Raw genomic sequence first — 19,664 nt, forward strand, 5'->3', positions numbered from 1 at the left:
TATCTTTGCCTTTTTTAACGGTGGAAGATACCTTCTGACGAAGTAAGTTTGGAATAGAAACCTGAAGGAATTTGAAAATGTTTGCTGGTTTTCCAGCCTTGACCTGGTATAGCAAAAAATGAGTGAGGACGAGCGTGAGAAGACCGAGTTCATCGGTCTTATTTTGTAAACAGAAACAGAGGAGGTGAGCGGTGAATCCAATGGTGTTTAACGGATTGGACATCGTTCTGATGTTTGCCTCTCTCGGTGTCGGAATCGGTGCGGGTTATTGGATACGCAAAATGACGGCGGAAGCCCGGATCGGCAGTGCGGAGAAGGAAGCTGCCGAGATTCTGGAAAAGGCGAACAAAGAAGCCGAAGCCAACAAAAAAGAAAAAATCTTTGAAGCCAGGGATGAAATCCATCAATTGCGCACCGAAGCGGAAAAAGAGATTCGTGAGCAGAGGAATGAATTACAGCGGATTGAGCGTCGTCTTGACCAAAAAGAAGAAACACTGGAACGAAAACAATTAAATTTGGAATCGCGTGAGGAAGAACTGGCCAAACGCGAGAAATATATTGATGAACGTCAGCGGGAGATTGACCGGCTATACCAGGAACAGCTCAAAGAGATGGAACGGATTTCCGGACTTACCACGGAAGAAGCGCGTCAGTTGATTCTGGCTAAAGTCGAGAATGAGATGAAACACGAAACGGCTCAAATCATGAAAGAGATGGAACAACAGGCGATTGATGAAGGAGACCGGCGTGCACGGAAAATCTTGTCTTTAGCCATTCAACGTTGCGCGGCGGATCATGTTGCGGAAACGACCGTATCCGTAGTGAATTTACCCAATGATGAGATGAAAGGCCGCATTATCGGGCGTGAAGGCCGGAATATCCGGACGTTGGAAACGTTGACGGGAATTGACCTGATCATTGATGATACGCCGGAAGCCGTGATTTTGTCCGGATTTGACCCCATTCGCCGTGAAGTGGCGCGGGTGGCGTTGGAAAAACTGGTGGCTGACGGAAGGATTCACCCGGCCCGGATTGAAGAGATGGTGGAAAAATCCCGCCGGGATGTGGACGAACGGATTCGTGAATATGGAGAGCAGGCCACCTTTGAAACCGGCGTGCACGGATTGCATCCGGATCTGATTAAGATCATCGGCAGGTTAAAATTCCGTACCAGTTATGGGCAAAACGTTTTGAAGCACTCCATGGAGGTTGCGCATCTGGCTGGTTTGTTGGCCGCGGAATTGGGTGAAGACATTCATCTGGCGAAACGGGCCGGCTTGCTTCATGACATCGGAAAAGCCATTGACCACGAAATCGAGGGTTCCCATGTGGATATTGGCGTCGAATTGGCGAAAAAATATAAAGAACATCCCGTGGTGATCAACAGCATTGCTTCTCATCACGGAGACTGTGAAGCGACGAGTGTGATTGCTGTCTTGGTCAGAGCGGCGGATGCGCTTTCGGCGGCCAGACCCGGAGCCCGGCGGGAAACATTGGAGGCATATATCAAGCGCTTGGAGAAATTGGAAGAGATTTGCGATTCCTTCGACGGCGTGGAAAAATCATATGCAATTCAAGCAGGGCGTGAATGTCGGATCATCGTGAAGCCGGATGAAGTCGATGATGCGGAAGCCGTCCGTTTATCCCGAGAAATTACCAAACAGATCGAAAGTCAATTGGATTACCCCGGCCATATTAAGGTGACGGTGATTCGAGAGACAAGATCGGTCGAATATGCGAAATAAAGTGGCCTTGCGGCCGCTTTATTTTTTCAAGCATCTTAGCGGAGTTGGAGGCTATTTGTACTGATGAGAATTTTAATGATCGGTGATATTGTTGGACAAGTTGGGCGACAAGCGGTCGCCAATTATTTGCCTAAATTAAACCAAATGTACTCGCCCGATGTGATTGTGGCAAACGGGGAAAATGCCGCGGGCAACGGACGGGGAATTCAACGGGACATCCTGAGGGAACTGATGGATCTGGGAATCCATTGTGTCACATTGGGAAATCATGCTTGGGCGCAGTCCGAGGTGTTTGATTTTATCGATGAGGAGCCGTTTTTAATCCGTCCCGCCAATTATCCGCCGGGGACGCCCGGGAAAGGCCATGTTTTACTGACGGTAAAAGGCGTAAAAGTGGTTGTGGTCAATCTGATGGGGAGAGCGTATATGGGACCATTGGATTGTCCGTTCAGAAAAATGGATGAAATTTTGAGCCGGATTTCAGGAACCCCGTATATATTGGTCGATTTTCATGCGGAAACCACGTCGGAAAAACAAGCATTGGCATGTTACCTGGATGGGAAAGTTTCCGCGGTGATCGGGACGCACACGCATGTGCAAACGGCAGATGAACGAATTTTGCCAAAAGGAACGGGTTATTTGACGGATGTGGGGATGGTCGGCCCGTATGACAGCGTGATCGGGATGAAAAAAGAGGAAGTCGTGAAGCGGTTTATCACACAAATGCCTGTTCGCTTTTCTGTTGCAAAAGGAAGAGAACAATTTAATGCTGTATTGATCGATTTGGACAAACAAACCAAAAAAGCCACGAAATTAACGAGGATTCGTATTGATGCGGAGCATCCGCTTATCGGTTGAAATAGAATAAATTTATTTATGATTTTTTACTCCTATCTATGCAAATTGGAAGGAATTTTTACTTGCGAGTCGAATAGGATAGTAGTGGATTCACTCCAACCATCGAGGAGGTACCTACATGGAAGTATTAAAAGTTTCAGCAAAATCTAATCCGAATTCTGTTGCTGGTGCACTCGCCGGAGTCTTGCGTGAACGTGGTCAAGCAGAGATGCAAGCAATTGGCGCAGGGGCGCTGAATCAAGCTGTAAAAGCGGTTGCGATTGCACGAGGATTCGTGGCGCCTAGTGGGATTGATCTGATTTGTATTCCTGCTTTTACCGATATTATGATCGATGGTGAAGAACGGACCGCGATCAAACTGATTGTGGAACCTCGTTAGGGAAATTGGTCGATATATTCAAAAAAACCTGTTTATTTATATAGACAGGTTTTTTTAAATGGAAGGGTGAACAAGATGCAATGGATGGATGGGCATTGCGATGTGTTAAGCAAAATGTGGCGAAATTTGAAAGACCATTCTTTTTATGACCCCCGCTCCCGGTTGGACAGTTCTTATCACCATCTGAAAGAAGCCTTGGTGGCTTTGCAGGTTTTTGCGATATGGGTACCTGATTCGGTACCCAGAGAAAACCGGTTGTCAGTCGCATTGAAACAAGTGGATTTGTTTTATGAACAGATTATCAGGAAAGAAGAAGCGGTTCATTTTGTCGGTTCGAAACAAGCGTTAAAAAAATGTGCCCCGGATCGGATGGGGGCACTGTTGGCGATGGAAGGGGCCGACGCCTTGCATGGAGAACTTGCCTTCCTGCGGCTGTTTTTCCGCCTCGGTGTGCGCCAGTTGGGGTTGACTTGGAACCATGCCAATGAAGTGGCGGACGGCATTGAAGAGGAACGGAACGGAGGATTGACGAACTTCGGAAAAAAAGTGATCACCGAGATGGAAAGGCTGGGCATGATTTTGGATGTTTCCCATTTGTCGGTGCGAGGGTTTTGGGAAGTGATGGAGTCTGATTTGCCGGTGCTTGCTTCTCACTCCAATTGCCGGAAAATCGCCCCTCATCCGCGGAATCTGGAAGATGAACAAATCCAGGCGCTGATCCGAAAAGGCGGATTGATCGGGATCACCTTTGTTCCATCGTTTACATATCCTTGTGAAAAGGAAGCCACCATCGATCATCTTTTGTTACATATCGAACATGTATGCAGCCTGGGAGGCGAACGGAATCTTTGTTTTGGATCGGATTTTGACGGGATCCGTTTGAAAATTAAAAATTTACATAATTACAGGGATATATACTGGTTGAAAGAAGCGCTTTTGCGCCGTTACCCTGAGTCATTGGTGAGGAAATGGGCATGGGAAAATGCCTGTGCTTTTTACTTAAATCATTTACCGTCATAAAGCCGAAAAAAGTTTAGCAAAAATGATCTTTTTTTTACTTAGGTCTTTTTTTGCAACATTAAAAGAAAAATTGGAAAGATAGAGAACTTAAAACGGTTGCTTTTTATACCATACAGGTCTAGAATGATACATGAAAATGCTATCACTCAGCACAAAGTTGGCTTTATTCCTTTCTTTGTGAAGAGTTGATATCTTTCATAGTTATTTTAATATTGTGTAGTGTGTGGCAGTATTAAAGGAGATGAGTTCATTGGTTAAGCAGCTTTCGTGGAAAGTGGGCGGACAACAAGGGGAAGGTATTGACAGTGCAGGAGAGATTTTGTCAACAGCTTTAAATCGAAAAGGGTATTATTTATACGGGTACAGACATTTTTCTTCACGAATTAAAGGTGGTCACTCCAACACCAAGATTCGTATCAGCATAAACCCAATCCGCTCCATTTCCGACGAGCTGGATATACTTGTTGCATTTGACCAAGAATCCATTGACTTGAATGCTCATGAATTGGTTGTGGGCGGGGTCATCTTGGCCGATGCCAAGTTTAATCCAACCGTTCCGGAAGGAGTAAACGCAAACCTTCTTGCGATTCCGTTTACCAAGATTGCCGAAGAAATCGGAATGTCCCAAATGAAAAACATGGTGGCTGTCGGGGCCTCGGCTGCATTGTTGGGCATTCCGGCGGATGCTTTTAAAGAAGTGATTGAAGAAAGGTTCGCACGGAAAGGCCAAAAAGTGGTAGATAGGAATATGGAAGCGATTACAAGAGGGTTCGAGCATGCGGAAGGCGAACTTGGTGATGGAATAACAAGATTTCGCTTGGAACCTTCTGACGGGAAAAAGCGGTTATATATGATCGGAAATGACGCCATTGCACTGGGGGCGATTGCAGCGGGAGCCCGGTTGATGGCTGCATATCCGATTACCCCATCTTCAGAAATCATGGAGTATTTGATCAAAAAACTTCCGAAATTTGGTGGTTCGGTAGTTCAAACAGAAGACGAGCTTGCAGCGATCACCATGGTGATCGGGGCCAACTATGGTGGTGTTCGTGCTCTCACGGCTTCAGCAGGGCCTGGATTGTCACTGATGACCGAAGCGATTGGGCTGGCCGGGATGACCGAAACGCCGGCGGTGATCGTGAACACGCAGCGTGGCGGGCCCAGTACCGGTCTTCCGACCAAACAGGAACAAAGTGACTTATTGTCCATGCTGTTCAGCACCCACGGTGAAATCCCGAAAATTGTCATTGCTCCGAGCACAGCCGAAGAATGCTTCTACGATACCATTCAGGCGTTCAATCTGGCGGAACAGTATCAATGCCCGGTGATTATCCTGTCGGATTTGGCGATGTCGCTCGGGAAACAAACCGTTGAGCCGCTGGAATACGACCGGATTGAAATTAAACGCGGAAAGCTGGTTTCCTGGGATGAAGAGCTTCCGGAGTTGGAGCCTTCCCAATTATTTTTGCGTTATGAACTGACTGAGGATGGCATTTCCAGAAGGGTTCTTCCAGGACAGAAAAACGGATTGCACCATGTGACCGGAGTGGAGCATGACGAAACCGGACGTCCGTCGGAAAAACCGTTAAACCGCAAAAAAATGATGGAAAAACGGCTCATGAAACTGAAAAACGGCATCGATTTTGACACCCCGGTTTACCTGGATGCTCCGCACGATGATGCCGATCTTTTGGTTATCGGATTCAACTCGACCCGCGGCACGATTTCCGAAGCGAAAGAGCGCGCAGAAGCAGAAGGCTTGAAAATCAACCATGCACACATTCGCCAATTGTTGCCGTTCCCGACGGAAATCATCCGGGAGCAAATGAACAGAGCGAAAAAAGTATTGGTTGTTGAAAACAACGCTACCGGACAATTAACCAATGTCATCAAAATGTATGTAGGAATGGCTGAAAAACTGGTTCACTTTGGAAAATATGACGGAAACCCATTCCTGCCTTCTGAAATTTATCATCAATGTAAGGAGCTGTTGGTCCATGGCCACGTTTAAAGATTTTCGCAATAAAGTAAAACCCAACTGGTGTCCCGGTTGCGGTGACTTTTCCGTGTTGGCCGCCATGCAGCGCGCTTTCGCCAATACCGGTTTGGAGCCGCATGAAGTAGCCGTTGTTTCAGGGATTGGTTGTTCCGGACGGATCTCCGGATATATTAATGCGTATGGATTTCACGGTGTCCATGGCCGAGCGCTGCCGATTGCACAAGGGTTGAAACTGGCTAACCGCGATTTAACGGTGGTTGCAGCCGGCGGGGATGGAGACGGATTTGCCATTGGGATGTCGCACACCATCCATGCCATTCGCCGGAATGTGGATATCACCTATATTGTCATGGATAACCAGGTATACGGATTAACCAAAGGCCAAACTTCTCCACGAAGCGAAAAAGGATTTAAAACCAAAAGCACGCCGCAAGGTGCCATTGAAGCACCCATTCATCCAATGGAAATGGCGCTGACAGCAGGAGCCGGTTTTGTGGCTCAATCAGTTTCCAGTGACCTGAAACAATTAACCCGTGTGATCGAAGAAGGGATCAAGCATAAAGGATTTTCCTTTATCAATGTTTACAGCCCTTGTGTAACGTACAACAAAATCAACACGTATGACTTTTTCAAACAAAATCTGGTCAGCTTGGATGATGATCCGGATTATGATTCATCCGACCGACAAATGGCCATGCAAAAACTGATGGAACATCAAGGATTGGTCACAGGAATCATCTACCAAAACAAAGAGCAACCCTCCTATGAATCCGTGATCAGAGGCTTTAAAGAAGAGCCGTTGGCAAAACAAGAGCTGAAAATTTCCGAACAAGACTTCGAAGAATTGGTTGCCGAATTTGCATAAAGTAAAAAAGCTGTGCAGACTAATGTCTGTACAGCTTTTTTTGTGGAATGGACGGAGAGAGTTTGTTGTGATAATGGAATGCGAAGGAGGATGCCTGATGAGATGGACGGTGCTTGGTTGCCATTCCCCTTATCCGGCGCCGGGAGGTGGGACTCCCGGTTATCTGTTGGAGGCGGAAGGGAAAAAAATCCTGATTGATTGCGGCAGCGGCATACTGGCCTGGCTGGTCGAACGGATCGCCATCGAAGCGTTGGATGCCGTTTTGTTGTCGCATTTGCATCATGACCATATCGTTGATTTTTTTGTTTTGCAGTACGCGGTCATGACCGCCCGAAAACAAGGGAAAAGGAAACACCCCCTTGCGGTCTGGTCACCGGAGAAACCGGCCGGTTGGTTTGAAAAGTTGCGTTATAAAACAGAGATTGACCGAAACGGGATCCGGGAAGGGATGAAAATTCATTTGGGCGGGCGGTTGACCGTGCAATTTTTCCGCACCGATCATGCCGTCCCTTGTTTTGCCATGCGGATCCATGACGGTAAACGCACCATCTTGTACGGGGCAGACAGTGGCCCGGAGACGGATTGGGAAAAGATGGGGAAAAGCCCTGACCTGTTTGTTTGTGAAGCAAGCTTTTTACATAAAGATTTGCCGGATCAACCAACAGGGCATCTGTCGGCCAGACAAGCCGGGCTTGCTGCCGGCCGGCTCAAGGCCAAGCAGTTGATCTTGACCCATTTGTATCCCGGGTATGATCCGGATCACCTGAAGGAGGAAGCCATGGCGGTGTTTGACGGTGTTTGCCAAACCGCTTATTCCGGCATGACGGTCGATTTGTAGCTTTTGTTTGGGCCGGTCATCCATTATCATGGAGAGACAAGCACGGTTTTGAATCAGCCGATGGAAAGAGGGGAGAGCGTTTGCAGAAACTGAAGGAGTATATTGTCAAAGAGGGATTGGTGCTGTCCGATGACATCTTAAAGGTGGATGCATTTTTGAATCATCAAATCGATCCTTTTTTGATCAGGGAAGTCGGGGAAGAGTTTGCCAGGCGTTTCCAAGATGAATCCGTCACTAAAATTTTAACCATTGAGTCGTCGGGCATTGCGCCGGCTGTCATGACCGGATTGGCATTGCACGTTCCCGTGGTTTTCGCCCGGAAGAAAAAATCGCTGACATTGAAGGATTCCTATTATGAAGCCAAAGTTTTTTCATACACCAAACAAGAGACGACTTCCGTGGTGGTGGCGAAAAAGTTCTTAACCCCAAAGGACCGGGTATTGGTGATTGATGACTTTCTGGCCAATGGACAAGCGGCAGAAGGTTTGATTCAAGTGGTCCGCATGGCAGGGGCCCGGTTGGCCGGATTGGGGGCGGTGATTGAAAAATCTTTTCAGCCCGGCGGCTCCAATCTTCGCAAGCAGGGAATTCGAGTGGAATCGCTGGTGGAAATTGCATCTTTGGCTGATGGAAAAGTTCATTTCAAAGAAAACTGAGGGTCAAGCCGGATTTCTCTTTATGAGGGAGATCCGGCTTGATTGATTGGTGTTTTGAAATAAACAAGTTTGCAACACAAACAATTCGCTAAAATTCATTTTCCCCGGCTGGGAAATTCGCAACAACATGTTATAATGGGGGAGAATCATCCGAGGATCTTTATTGAACACATGTCACTCATCGTGTATAATGAGAAAATTGCAGTATTCGTGTTCAGCCTTCGAAATCATGGATTTATTCATTATAGAAGCAATCTCACCAGAAAGGGTGGATGAAATGGAACGAAAAGAGAAAGATTACAGCCAATATTTTGTTGCACCCGATCTGAAAGCCGCCAAAAGGCGGGGGAAGTCGGGTGTGGAAGTGATACAATTTGATCAGATTCCCGAAAATATGCGTGGTGTCGGCGCAGGAAAGAAATATTTGATTCAAACTTACGGATGCCAAATGAATGTTCATGACAGCGAAACGATCGCCGGAATTCTGGAACAAATGGGCTATGAACGGACAGAACGGGAAGATCGAGCGGATATTATTTTGCTGAATACGTGTGCCATTCGCGAAAATGCAGAAGATAAAGTGTTTGGCGAATTGGGACGCCTCAAACACCTGAAGTTGGAAAACCCGGATTTAATCCTCGGGGTTTGCGGTTGCATGTCCCAGGAAGAAGTGGTCGTCAACCGGATCTTAAAAAGTTATCAGCATGTGGATTTAATCTTTGGCACACACAATATCCACCGTTTGCCGGTCTTGTTGCAAAACGCCTTATTCAGCAAGGAAATGGTTGTGGAAGTATGGTCCAAAGAGGGCGATGTGGTTGAAAACATGCCCAAGAAGCGTGAAGACGGACTGCGTGCCTGGGTCAACATTATGTACGGATGCGACAAATTCTGCACGTACTGTATTGTTCCTTATACACGGGGGAAAGAACGCAGCCGCCGTCCCGAAGACGTGTTAAATGAGATTCGCGAACTGGCGCGCAAAGGCTATCAGGAAGTGACTTTGCTCGGACAAAACGTGAATGCTTACGGAAAAGATTTCACCGATATCAATTACCGGTTTGGCGACTTGATGGATGATGTCCGTAAAATCGGCATTCCGCGTGTCCGGTTTACGACAAGCCACCCGCGCGATTTTGATGACCATCTGATCGAAGTTTTGGCCAAACGCGGAAATCTGGTCGAGCACATTCATCTGCCGGTTCAATCCGGAAGCTCGCAAATTTTGAAATTGATGGCGCGCAAATATACCCGGGAGTCTTACCTTGAATTGGTCCGCAAAATTAAAGAAGCCATCCCGGATGTGGTGTTGACCACGGACATTATTGTGGGATTCCCCGGAGAAACCGAAGAACAATTTGAAGAAACGCTGTCCCTTGTCCGGGAAGTGGAGTTTGATTCGGCGTTTACGTTTATTTACTCACCGCGTGAGGGAACGCCGGCCGCCAAAATGAAAGATGACGTGCCAATGGAAGTGAAAAAAGAACGACTGCAACGTTTGAACGATCTGCAAAACGAAATCAGCCGCCGGAAAAATGAAGCTCTCCGCGGCCAAGTGGTGGAAGTTTTGGTGGAAGGCACAAGCAAGAAAAATCCGGATGTGTTATCGGGACGGACCCGTACCAACAAGCTGGTGAATTTCACGGGACCGAAGCATCTGATCGGGAAATTTGCCCATGTCCGGATCGATGAACCGCAAACCTGGACGTTAAAAGGAGTTTGGGTGGAAGAGGAACCTCTGACGAAAGTGGGAGGGTAAAATGTACACTTCGTTTGAAAACCATCCCGTGTTGGTGCAAGCCCGGCAATTTGCGGACTTGATTTTAAAAAGCGAAGAAATCCAACGGTTTCGTGCCGCGGAAGAGCAGGTGAAAAAAAGCAAGACCGTCCAAAATTATATTGACACCATCAAGCGAAAGCAAAAAGAATTGGTCCATGCCAAGCATTATCAGAAAACCAAATATGCCCGCATCTTGGAAAAAGAACTGGAACAGTTGAATCAGGAACTGGAGAACCTCCCCATCATCCGGGAGTATCAGCAGACGCAAGTGGGTGTGAATGATCTTTTGCAAACCATCCAGCAAGTGATTGGCACCACTGTTTCCAAAAAAGTTTCCGTTGAAACCGGTGGTGAAATCCGGCAGGGATGTGGAAGTGGCGGGCCTTGTGGTTGTTCGCGGTAAAAAAATTTTCCCCCGGGATGATTTCCCGGGGGTTTTTTTGCACCCTAGACAGTTGCCCTGCATACACTTGTTATTGAATGATGCTTGGAGGAGGGAAGTATGGTGTCATATCCAGATAGAGCCATGGAATACCGACAAATTATTACCAAGGCTGTATGCGGAAAAGGACGCAGATTTTTACAGTCCACGCACACAGTGAAGCCGCCGGAAAATATCCATACGATCTTGGGGGCATGGGTGATTAATCATCAGTACGAATGCACAAAAGTAGGAGAAGCCGTGGAAGTCAGCGGCAAGTACGATGTGAATATCTGGTATTCCACCAAAGGGAACACCAAAACCGATGTGATTAAAGAAACCGTTTATTACACCGAGCAAGTCCCGCTTAGCTATTATGACCGCAACACCCGTGACTCCACCGTTACCGTCAGTGCCACGGTGACGCAGGCTCCCAACTGTGTGGAAGCTTCCATCGCTTCACACACGGACGGAATCGCAGATGGCATTGTCGTCCGGGTTGAAAAAGAATTTGCGGTTGAAATGGTTGGGCAAACGAAGATTTGCGTACCGGTCTATCCGTTAGAATATGCAGAAACTGATGAAAAAGATTTGGCGGGAAGCTATGAAGAACATGTGGATGAAGATTCTTTTGATGAACTGGATCCGGATCTGATCATTGATGACCTGGAAGATTGATTAACGGATATTCCTCGGGAACTGCTGGCACCCAGTCAGCAGTTTATTTTTTGTTTTTGGATCCGAAACAACATTTAACCAATTGAGAAGCCGAGACATAACATAGATCATAATGCTCTTGACGGAAAGTGGGATGCACAGAAAGGGGAAAGGTTATGGGAGCCGTCACCCTTCCATATATGGATTTTAACAATCAGCAATCAATCAAAAATCTTTTGATTGAACAACAAGGAAGACTCGCCTCAACCATTCATCTGGAAAAGAGCGGATCGGTGGCCGTGTCTGAGCCGGTTTTGATTTTAAATGATGAAAGACATGTCCAAAGGACAAAAAATCCTTCGGCTTGCCACCGGATCTTAAGGATGCACGGGGTTCCCGTGCATTCCCATCATCATCTGGTCTTGCGGGAGTACATGGTCGCTGTTTTCCAAACCAATGTGTTGGCGGTTTATTGTTCCCGTCAACAGGGGGCTTGGCTGGCGGAGCAAAAGAGGAATTGGAAAAACAGTTTCCGGCGGGTCTCTTTGCAGGATCCGTCGAGGGAAGTGCGGAAAATCAAAGAATGGGCCGTCCGGGCTTTGTATGCGTTGGGATTGGATTACGGACTGGTGCGACTGGCCGTGGGGCCCAACCGGAAATATTTTGTCCGGCAGGTGGTATGTGATCCCAAGTTAAACAAAGAAATGAAACAAAGCTTCGTGAAAGCCGTACAGCAATATGTGAAAGAGTGTGTAAATCTTCCGGCCATTCCTTGGAACCAGGTGGTGCTGGGAGCCGATCCGGAGTTTATCATGGAAGGAAGGTCCGGGGGATTGCTGATGGCATCCCGATATTTCCCAGTGAAAGGGAGGGTCGGGTGCGATGCGATCTGGATGAACCAAAACCGTTCCTTAAAGCCGCTTGTGGAGATCCGGCCGGAGCCGACTCCGGATCCGCGCGCACTGGCCATCAACATCTTTAAAGGGTTGTTGTACGCAGCCAAAAAAACAGGGCGCGCCCCGGCAAAATGGCTGGCCGGCGCATTGCCGCACCATGCTTTCCCGTTGGGAGGGCATATCCACTTCAGCGGTGTTCAACCAAACTTTAAATTGTTGCGGGCTTTGGACAACTATTTGGCGTTATTTTTGGCAATCGTGGAAGATCCGCAGGGGATCGGGCGCCGTCCCAAGTACGGGTTTTTGGGGGATTTTCGATATCAGGACCACGGCGGGTTTGAATACCGGACGTTACCCAGTTGGCTGATTTCCCCCACCCTGACCAAAGGGGTCTTTGTCGTGGCCAAGTTGATTGCCATCCACTACCGGTATTTCAATTATTATCCGCTGGACGAGGAAGACGTCCAAGAAGCGTATTATCAGGGGGATAAAGAGGTGTTGGCCAAGTGGTTGCCCGTGTTGTGGAGCGAATTGAAGAAGTGCCCTTATTATGGGCGGCATAAGGAATATCTGGATAAATTCTACAAATACCTGACTTCGGGATCGACTTGGAATGAATCGCAAGATATTCGAAAAGTGTGGAAACTGCCGCCTTACCAGAAGAAAAAATAATGGAAAAGTGGGACGGTGCCTCGATTCATGTTAAAATATTGCAGTGAAAAATATTGTAACGGAGGCAGAGAACTTTGGCAAAATATACTCCGATGATTCAGCAATACTTGTCGATCAAGGCACAATATCCGGATGCCTTCTTATTTTTTCGTTTAGGCGATTTTTACGAGATGTTTGTGCGCCCATAAGGACTTATAGGGAATCTGCCCTTGGCAAGGCAGTGGGTGAGGGACGCGGAAAACACCCATCATCGACCAACTGATCCGGAGGGGAAACCCGAAGGGGAGTGTAGCATGTTGGTAAAGTCACGAGTCACGAAGCTGCCATCGTGCGACTGAGTGGCGAGATGAAAGGTTGTGAATGAGGATGAAAGCTGGATTGCTTGAATGACAGCCCGAGCCGGTTGATCGTAGCCCATGGCGGAAGGCAGCTGTATACGCCATGCAGCCGTGATGATTCGCAGAAAGACATGGCGGTCATCGGTGCGTCCTGCGGCTGGGCAGCCTCTGTCAGAGGAAAAGGGCGAACGTCACATCCGACATCACAACGTGCCTGTCTCTATAAGTCTAAATGGGGATCACCTGAGTCGGAATGCCTGCCTGTCGGGCTATGGCCGCAAGGGCCTGAATATCCGATATGGTGACGGAGCCCCCGTAGTAGTCTGAGCCGGGGAAAGCCCGGCACACGGCGAAGGGGGGCAGCTTGCTCGGGTTCCATACGACAAAGGAAGAAGCGTGAGGCTTTATGAGAAATCCTGAGTACGTATTGAACAGTCTGGCCGCGAAGTCCGGCGATTCAACCTATTTATTCCAAAGGATTTACCGAAATTTGTATAACCCGCGGTTTTATCAAAAGGCATATCAGGAACTGATCCGCCGGTTCCCTCAGGTAAGACACCGGAAACTCCTTCCCGGACAGCTGGAATCCCTGATGAAGGAATTGAAAAACGAAACCTATCAGCCGGCACCCTTTCCCGGCGCCGGGGAGACGGAACCGCTTCGGGATTGCTTGGTGGCATGGATTGTCCGCATGCTTCTCGAGGCGATCTATGAGGGTTCTTTTTCGGACTTGTCCCATGGTTATCGTTCTCACCGAAGCTGCCATACCGCTTTGTTGCAAGTAAAGAAAAATTTTTCCGGTGTCAAATGGTTGCTGCACGGAAGCCTGCATTCTTTTTTCCCTTCCATTTCTTTTGAAGTGCTGCGTTCCCTTCTGAGAAAAAGGATTGAGGATGAAAAATTCATCCGGCTCATCAACAAGTTTTTGCGGGCAGGATGGTTAGAGGATTGGCAATTCCACCGCACCTGCAGCGGGGCTCCCGTGGGCGGATGGATCAGCCCGGTTTTGGCCAATATTTATTTCCATGCGTTGGACCGGCATGTGGAAACGCTGATCCATGAGTTTTCCAAAGGAAAGAAGCGCAGGAGGAATCCGGCTTACGAGAAGCTTCTTGCCCGTATCAAACAGGTGGAACAAAGAAAAAGGGATGCAGAAAGCGAAGCGGAAAAAGAGAATTTGAACCGGCTGCAACAACAATGGACGGAACGGTTGAAACAAATCCCCCGGGAAGATCCGTGGGATCCGGCTTTTAAACGGCTCGTGTATACGCGTTATGCCGGGGAGATCTTATTGGGGGTGATCGGTTCCAAGAAGGAATCCTCAGCCATCGGGGATGAGGTTGTCCGGTTTATAAAACAGGAATTGAATCTTCCTTTTTCCCGCGAAGCACTTATTTTAAAACATGCCAAAAAACATACGCGTTTTCTCGGATACGACATCACCGTCAAAGAACAGTGCAAACTGCTTTTTCCAAAAGATGTCCGGATCAAAAGACTGCATCAATTCGGGGCGGTGAAAGAACAAAACGGCAAGCTGAAGCCGGTACATAAGAAGGAACTGGTTCCTCTTTCCGATGCGGAGATTCTGCGCGTTTATAACCGGGAGATCCGGCGCATGTACCATTATTACCAATTGGCGGAGAATGTCGGCACTTTGTCACGGTATGCCTATTTGCTGAGATACAGCATGTATAAAACATTGGCCATGAAATACAAGTGTTCCGTGCATCAACTCTTGAAGAAGTATATGCATGCGGGGACCTTTCAGGTGCCGGTTGAAACCGGAGACGGGGAAAAAGCGGTTGCCACATTCCATGACGAAGGGTTTAAGCGCAAGGAAGACCCCGTCTTACATAGCGACGTCGACCGGGTGGATGGATCCGGACCGCCGGACCAAGGCCGGATTTGAGCAAGCGGAGAGCCGTATACGCCGAGAGGTGTACGTACGGTTCGGAGAGGGGTTCAGAGAAACCTGCCGTCAGAAGGCGGCAAGGCGCTTTGTTCCTACTCTACTTCGAAGATGCCGAAAAAGCAGCCGAAGAGCTGGAGATTACATTGACCAGCCGGGATGGTGGCAGTGAACGCATTCCCATGTGCGGGGTTCCTTATCATTCGGCTCACACTTATGTGGAAAAATTGATTGATCAGGGATATAAAGTGGCCATCTGTGAGCAGGTGGAAGATCCTTCCGCTGCCAAAGGGGTGGTCAAGCGGGAAGTGGTTCGCGTGATCACGCCCGGGACCATCATGGAAGAAAATATGCTGGTCGACCAGGAAAATAATTTTTTGGTGACGCTGACCGGAAGCGAAAACCAAATGGCATTGGCGGCAGTGGATTTGTCCACGGGAGAGTGCCACATTACGGAGATGAGCGGTTCGCTGGACGCGATTTTGGATGAAATTTCTTCGTATCGGCCGAAAGAAATCGTGTTGGATGAATCCTTGGCAGATCAAGCGGCGGTAAAAGAACAGATTCAATCCCACTTAAAATGTTTGATCACGCCGCATGGCATGGATGCCGGTTCCGAAAAGAAACTGTCCGAAGAGTTGCCGGCGCAGTTTCCGCAATACCCCGAGCTGTGCGATACCCCGTTTTTGCGAAAAGTGGTCGCCTTGTTATTCTCTTATCTGAAACAAACGCAAAAGCGGGCTCTGCATCATTTGCAGCGGTTGCACCGGTATGACGCCAGGCAGTATATGATGTTGGATGAAGCGGCGAGAAGAAACCTGGAATTGACGGCAACGCTTGGCGAAGGAAAGAAAAAAGGTTCGCTATTGTGGCTGTTGGATCAAACGGCCACCGCAATGGGGAGCCGGTTGTTGAAAAAATGGCTGGACAAGCCGCTTCTGTCACTGGAAGAGATCACCCGGCGCCAAAATATGGTGGAAGCGTTGCTTTCCGACTTTTTGTTGCTGGATGAAGTGCGGGACCGGATGAAACAAGTTTATGATTTGGAGCGGCTGGCGGCGCGCATTTCTTACGGATCGGCCAATGCGCGGGATTTAAACAGTGTGAAAAGATCGCTTTCCATCATTCCCGAACTGAAAGAGAAATTGTTGCAATCCGACTCCCGGCCGCTGAAGGAATTGGCGGAAAAAATGGATGAGTTGGCGGATGTAAAAAGCCTCATCGACGAAGCGTTGGTGGAAGAAGCGCCGGTTTCCGTCAAGGAAGGCGGCATCATCCGCGAAGGCTTCCATGAAGAATTGGACCAATTGCGGAAGATCCAGAAAGACGGGAAAAGCTGGATTGCCGAGCTGGAGCAGAAAGAAAGAGACACGACGGGAATCAAGTCGCTAAAAATCCGTTATAACCGCGTGTTCGGCTATTATATCGAGGTTACCAAGTCCAATCTGCATCTGGTTCCCAAAGACCGGTACCACCGCAAGCAAACGCTTGCCAATTCGGAACGGTATATCACGCCGGAATTAAAAGAACGGGAACAGCTCATCTTAAATGCTTCGGAAAAATCAGTGGAACTGGAATATGAACTGTTTACAAAGGTCCGGGATCAGGTGGCGGACCAGGTTCAACGATTGCAATCTCTGGCCGAACGGGTGGCCGAGTTGGATGTATTGCACGCCTTTGCGCTGATTGCCCAAAAGTATCAATATGTCCGTCCGAAAGTGCATACAGGCAGTCAGCTGAAAATCAAAGCAGGCCGCCATCCGGTCGTCGAAGCCGTTACCAATACGGGGGAATTTGTGGCCAATGATGCGGAGTTGGATCAGGAAGACCGCCAAGTCTTATTGGTGACGGGGCCGAACATGGCCGGAAAAAGCACGTACATGAGACAAGTGGCTTTGATTGTGATTTTAAGCCAGATCGGAAGTTTCGTTCCGGCGGAAGAAGCGGAAATTTCCATTGTGGACCGCGTGTTTACCCGGATCGGGGCGGCGGATGATTTGACCGGCGGGCGGAGCACGTTTATGGTGGAGATGTCTGAAACCTGCCATGCCCTGAAGGAGGCCACCCGGAGGAGCTTGATCCTGCTGGACGAAGTGGGACGAGGAACATCCACTTATGACGGGATGGCTCTCGCGCATGCCATCGTGGAATACATTCATGACCATGTGGGAGCCAAGACGCTGTTTTCCACCCATTATCATGAGTTGACAAAACTGGAGGAATCATTGTCCCGGTTGAAGAATGTGCATGCCCAATGCATTGAGCGGAACGGAAAGGTGGTCTTTTTGCACCGGATTGTCCCGGGAGGGGCGGATCGCAGTTACGGGATTCAGGTGGCCGAGCTGGCCGGGCTGCCGAAAGAAGTGATCACAAGAGCCAAACAGTTGTTGACCGAATTGGAAAAAGGCACACCCGCACCTTCAAACACCGGTGCTTCCCCGGATTCGTCGGGGCAGTTGTCCTTGTTCGATCCGTTGGAAATTCAACCGGCAACCAGGGAGACGGCCGCTTCGTCTTTGACCTCCGAAGAACAAGAAGTTTTGGAGGCCGTCCGCAAGTGGGATTTAATGAATAAGACCCCGTTTGAATGCATGCAGTTTTTGCATGAGATCAAACAAAAATTAAATTAAACAATATGGAAAAGGAGGGGAGTGGATCATGGGCAACATTCAAGTGCTGGATGAACATTTGACGAACCAAATTGCCGCGGGAGAAGTGGTGGAACGGCCGGCGTCGGTTGTCAAAGAGTTGGTGGAAAACTCCATCGATGCCGGCGCCACCCGGGTGCAGGTCATGATAGAAGAAGGCGGGATTTCTTTTATTCAGGTGTCGGATAATGGTTCTGGCATGGACCGGGAAGATGCCGTGTTGGCCTTTTCCCGCCATGCCACCAGCAAAATCAAGCGGGAACGGGATCTGTATTCCATCCGGACACTCGGCTTTCGGGGAGAAGCTTTGCCGAGCATTGCTTCGGTTGCCAGAGTGGAATTGGTGACCACGAAGGACCCTTCACAGCTTGCGACCAAAGTGAAAATCGCCGGAGGCGACATCGAAGCGGTGGAGGAAACTTCCCGTTCCAAGGGAACCGATGTGATGGTCCGGGATTTGTTTTATAACACGCCCGCCCGTTTAAAATATTTGAAAACAGTCAATACCGAAGTCAGCCATGTTGCCGATGTTTTGGGAAGGTTGGCCTTTGCCCATCCGGAAATTTCTTTCTCCCTGACCCATAACCGGAGGAAGTTGTTTCAGACCGCGGGAGACGGGAACTTGAAGCATGTACTCCTTTCCATCTACGGGAAACAGGTGGCCGGACAGGCGGTTTCGATCGAAGGAAGCGACATGGACTTCCGGGTTTACGGATGGATCACCAAACCGGAAATCACCCGCTCCAACCGGTCTTATTTGACCATCATCTTAAACGGGCGCTATGTGCGTTCCCTGCCGATCACCCAAGCCATTTTGCGTGCTTACGGCACCTTGTTGCCGACGGGAAGGTTCCCGGTCGGGGTTTTGCATTTGGAGATGGATGCGCAATTGTTGGATGTCAATGTTCACCCTTCCAAGTTGGAAGCAAGGCTCAGCAAGGAAAAAGAATGTTGCCGGCTGGTTGAAGAAACGGTGCGGCAAGCCTTGCAAAAAGAGCGGTTGGTTGCGACACCCAAAGCGGAATCAGCGGTGAAAAAACCGGAGTATAAGCAGGAAACTTTCCAGTGGAACCAAGCGAAAAGACCTGCCGTGAATCCATATCCGTCCGACCGTCCCGATCCGTCATGGAAACTGCGCGAAAGCCCGATGTCGCTGGTCAAGAAAGAGGAGCCGGTCAAGAAAGAGGAAGAGAAGGAAACGGATCCGGCACCGGTCTTTCCGGATCCTTCCCCGTCCCAAAGCAAACCGGAGCCCAAAGATTCAAAATATCAATCCGCCTTGAGCGCATGGTCGGAACAGAATACGCCCCGGGGAGAAGAAAAGGCGACCCTTTCCGCTCCGCCGGTTTCAGAAGAAGCAGCGGCGGAAGAGCCGGAAGCGGAAGCAAACGGGGAAGACCGATTGCCGTTCATGACTCCGTTGGCACAGGTCCACGGCACTTATATCGTGGCGCAATCGGAAGACGGATTTTTTTTGTTGGATCAGCATGCGGCACATGAGCGCATTTATTACGAGATTTATTCCAAAAAGTTGGGGGAAGCAAATCATCACCAGTATTCCCTTTTGATTCCCATGACGATCGAGTGCACGCCGGCCGAAGCCGAAATATTAAACATGCATTTGGATTATCTGAATCAGTGGGGCCTGGAAATGGAGCCTTTTGGCGGAACCACGTTTGTGATCCGCGCTTACCCCGCGTGGTTTCCGAAAGAAGATCCCCAGCAATTGATTCACGAGATCATTGACTGGCTGAAAGAAAACGGGAAAGTGGAGACTGCTCAACTGAGGGATGCAACTGCCAAAATGATGTCATGCAAAGCGGCGATCAAAGCCAACCGCTATTTGCTGAAAGAGGAGATGGAAGAATTGTTAAACCAGTTGAGCCGTTGTGAAAATCCGTTTACTTGTCCGCACGGACGGCCCATTTTTGTTCATTTTTCAACTTATGAATTGGAAAAAATGTTTAAAAGGGTGATGTAATT

General features: G+C 48.7%; 15 protein-coding genes and 1 pseudogene. All 16 read left to right on the forward strand.

Features of this window, described 5'->3' with window-relative positions; all coding sequences use genetic code 11:
* Positions 1–200: 200 nt before the first annotated feature.
* Entirely contained in the window at positions 201–1,745 is a 1,545-nt protein-coding gene (rny, locus tag FA954_RS07055; protein WP_037996936.1) for a ribonuclease Y, read from the forward strand.
* Positions 1,746–1,808: 63 nt separating this feature from the next.
* Positions 1,809–2,603 (forward strand): TIGR00282 family metallophosphoesterase, encoded by a 795-nt coding sequence (locus FA954_RS07060; RefSeq protein WP_037996880.1) that lies wholly within the window; start codon positions 1,809–1,811, stop codon positions 2,601–2,603.
* A 118-nt stretch (positions 2,604–2,721) separates the two neighbouring features.
* Positions 2,722–2,982 (forward strand): stage V sporulation protein S, encoded by a 261-nt coding sequence (locus FA954_RS07065; RefSeq protein WP_037996879.1) that lies wholly within the window; start codon positions 2,722–2,724, stop codon positions 2,980–2,982.
* Between the two features lie 75 nt (positions 2,983–3,057).
* Positions 3,058–4,002: a dipeptidase gene (locus tag FA954_RS07070; RefSeq protein ID WP_037996878.1), complete on the forward strand. Its 945-nt coding sequence runs from the start codon at positions 3,058–3,060 to the stop codon at positions 4,000–4,002.
* 250 nt (positions 4,003–4,252) lie between these two features.
* Positions 4,253–6,013 (forward strand): 2-oxoacid:acceptor oxidoreductase subunit alpha, encoded by a 1,761-nt coding sequence (locus FA954_RS07075; protein ID WP_037996875.1) that lies wholly within the window; start codon positions 4,253–4,255, stop codon positions 6,011–6,013.
* Positions 6,000–6,866, forward strand: coding sequence for a 2-oxoacid:ferredoxin oxidoreductase subunit beta (locus tag FA954_RS07080; protein ID WP_037996873.1), 867 nt, complete (start codon positions 6,000–6,002; stop codon positions 6,864–6,866). The genes FA954_RS07075 and FA954_RS07080 overlap by 14 nt, the downstream gene beginning before the upstream one ends.
* Positions 6,867–6,963: 97 nt before the next feature.
* A complete protein-coding gene (locus FA954_RS07085; protein WP_170151260.1) occupies positions 6,964–7,704 on the forward strand; it encodes an MBL fold metallo-hydrolase in 741 nt (246 codons plus the stop codon).
* A gap of 80 nt (positions 7,705–7,784) precedes the next feature.
* The gene (locus FA954_RS07090) at positions 7,785–8,360 is read left to right on the forward strand and encodes a xanthine phosphoribosyltransferase (RefSeq protein ID WP_049720192.1); all 576 of its coding nucleotides are present in this window, start codon (positions 7,785–7,787) and stop codon (positions 8,358–8,360) included.
* Between the two features lie 277 nt (positions 8,361–8,637).
* A complete protein-coding gene (gene miaB, locus FA954_RS07095) occupies positions 8,638–10,119 on the forward strand; it encodes a tRNA (N6-isopentenyl adenosine(37)-C2)-methylthiotransferase MiaB (protein WP_037996866.1) in 1,482 nt (493 codons plus the stop codon).
* Between the two features lies 1 nt (position 10,120).
* Positions 10,121–10,543: a YlbF/YmcA family competence regulator gene (locus tag FA954_RS07100; protein WP_049720190.1), complete on the forward strand. Its 423-nt coding sequence runs from the start codon at positions 10,121–10,123 to the stop codon at positions 10,541–10,543.
* Between the two features lie 99 nt (positions 10,544–10,642).
* Complete coding sequence (gene cotE, locus FA954_RS07105) at positions 10,643–11,239, forward strand: outer spore coat protein CotE (RefSeq protein WP_037996865.1); 597 nt, start codon at positions 10,643–10,645, stop codon at positions 11,237–11,239.
* 155 nt (positions 11,240–11,394) lie between these two features.
* Entirely contained in the window at positions 11,395–12,786 is a 1,392-nt protein-coding gene (locus FA954_RS07110; protein WP_052186827.1) for a putative amidoligase domain-containing protein, read from the forward strand.
* A 74-nt stretch (positions 12,787–12,860) separates the two neighbouring features.
* A pseudogene (locus tag FA954_RS14095) lies at positions 12,861–12,962 on the forward strand (MutS N-terminal domain-containing protein); the annotation flags it as partial.
* Positions 12,963–13,530: 568 nt separating this feature from the next.
* Positions 13,531–15,033: a reverse transcriptase/maturase family protein gene (locus FA954_RS07120; RefSeq protein ID WP_062843326.1), complete on the forward strand. Its 1,503-nt coding sequence runs from the start codon at positions 13,531–13,533 to the stop codon at positions 15,031–15,033.
* 89 nt (positions 15,034–15,122) lie between these two features.
* A complete protein-coding gene (gene mutS / locus FA954_RS07125; RefSeq protein ID WP_244932699.1) occupies positions 15,123–17,663 on the forward strand; it encodes a DNA mismatch repair protein MutS in 2,541 nt (846 codons plus the stop codon).
* Positions 17,664–17,691: 28 nt separating this feature from the next.
* Entirely contained in the window at positions 17,692–19,662 is a 1,971-nt protein-coding gene (gene mutL / locus FA954_RS07130) for a DNA mismatch repair endonuclease MutL (RefSeq protein ID WP_037996862.1), read from the forward strand.
* The last annotated feature ends 2 nt before the right edge of the window (positions 19,663–19,664 follow it).

The sequence above is a fragment of the Thermoactinomyces vulgaris genome (assembly GCF_005886755.1).
Classification (GTDB): domain Bacteria; phylum Bacillota; class Bacilli; order Thermoactinomycetales; family Thermoactinomycetaceae; genus Thermoactinomyces; species Thermoactinomyces vulgaris.

What these genes read in the sequence shown, in the direction of transcription:
- rny (WP_037996936.1), top strand. Translation starts at nt 201, where the DNA reads ATGGTGTTTAACGGATTGGACATCGTTCTGATGTTTGCCTCTCTCGGT.
- FA954_RS07060 (WP_037996880.1), top strand. Translation starts at nt 1,809, where the DNA reads ATGAGAATTTTAATGATCGGTGATATTGTTGGACAAGTTGGGCGACAA.
- FA954_RS07065 (WP_037996879.1), top strand. Translation starts at nt 2,722, where the DNA reads ATGGAAGTATTAAAAGTTTCAGCAAAATCTAATCCGAATTCTGTTGCT.
- FA954_RS07070 (WP_037996878.1), top strand. Translation starts at nt 3,058, where the DNA reads ATGCAATGGATGGATGGGCATTGCGATGTGTTAAGCAAAATGTGGCGA.
- FA954_RS07080 (WP_037996873.1), top strand. Translation starts at nt 6,000, where the DNA reads ATGGCCACGTTTAAAGATTTTCGCAATAAAGTAAAACCCAACTGGTGT.
- FA954_RS07085 (WP_170151260.1), top strand. Translation starts at nt 6,964, where the DNA reads ATGAGATGGACGGTGCTTGGTTGCCATTCCCCTTATCCGGCGCCGGGA.
- miaB (WP_037996866.1), top strand. Translation starts at nt 8,638, where the DNA reads ATGGAACGAAAAGAGAAAGATTACAGCCAATATTTTGTTGCACCCGAT.
- FA954_RS07100 (WP_049720190.1), top strand. Translation starts at nt 10,121, where the DNA reads ATGTACACTTCGTTTGAAAACCATCCCGTGTTGGTGCAAGCCCGGCAA.
- cotE (WP_037996865.1), top strand. Translation starts at nt 10,643, where the DNA reads ATGGTGTCATATCCAGATAGAGCCATGGAATACCGACAAATTATTACC.
- FA954_RS07110 (WP_052186827.1), top strand. Translation starts at nt 11,395, where the DNA reads ATGGGAGCCGTCACCCTTCCATATATGGATTTTAACAATCAGCAATCA.
- FA954_RS07120 (WP_062843326.1), top strand. Translation starts at nt 13,531, where the DNA reads ATGAGAAATCCTGAGTACGTATTGAACAGTCTGGCCGCGAAGTCCGGC.
- mutL (WP_037996862.1), top strand. Translation starts at nt 17,692, where the DNA reads ATGGGCAACATTCAAGTGCTGGATGAACATTTGACGAACCAAATTGCC.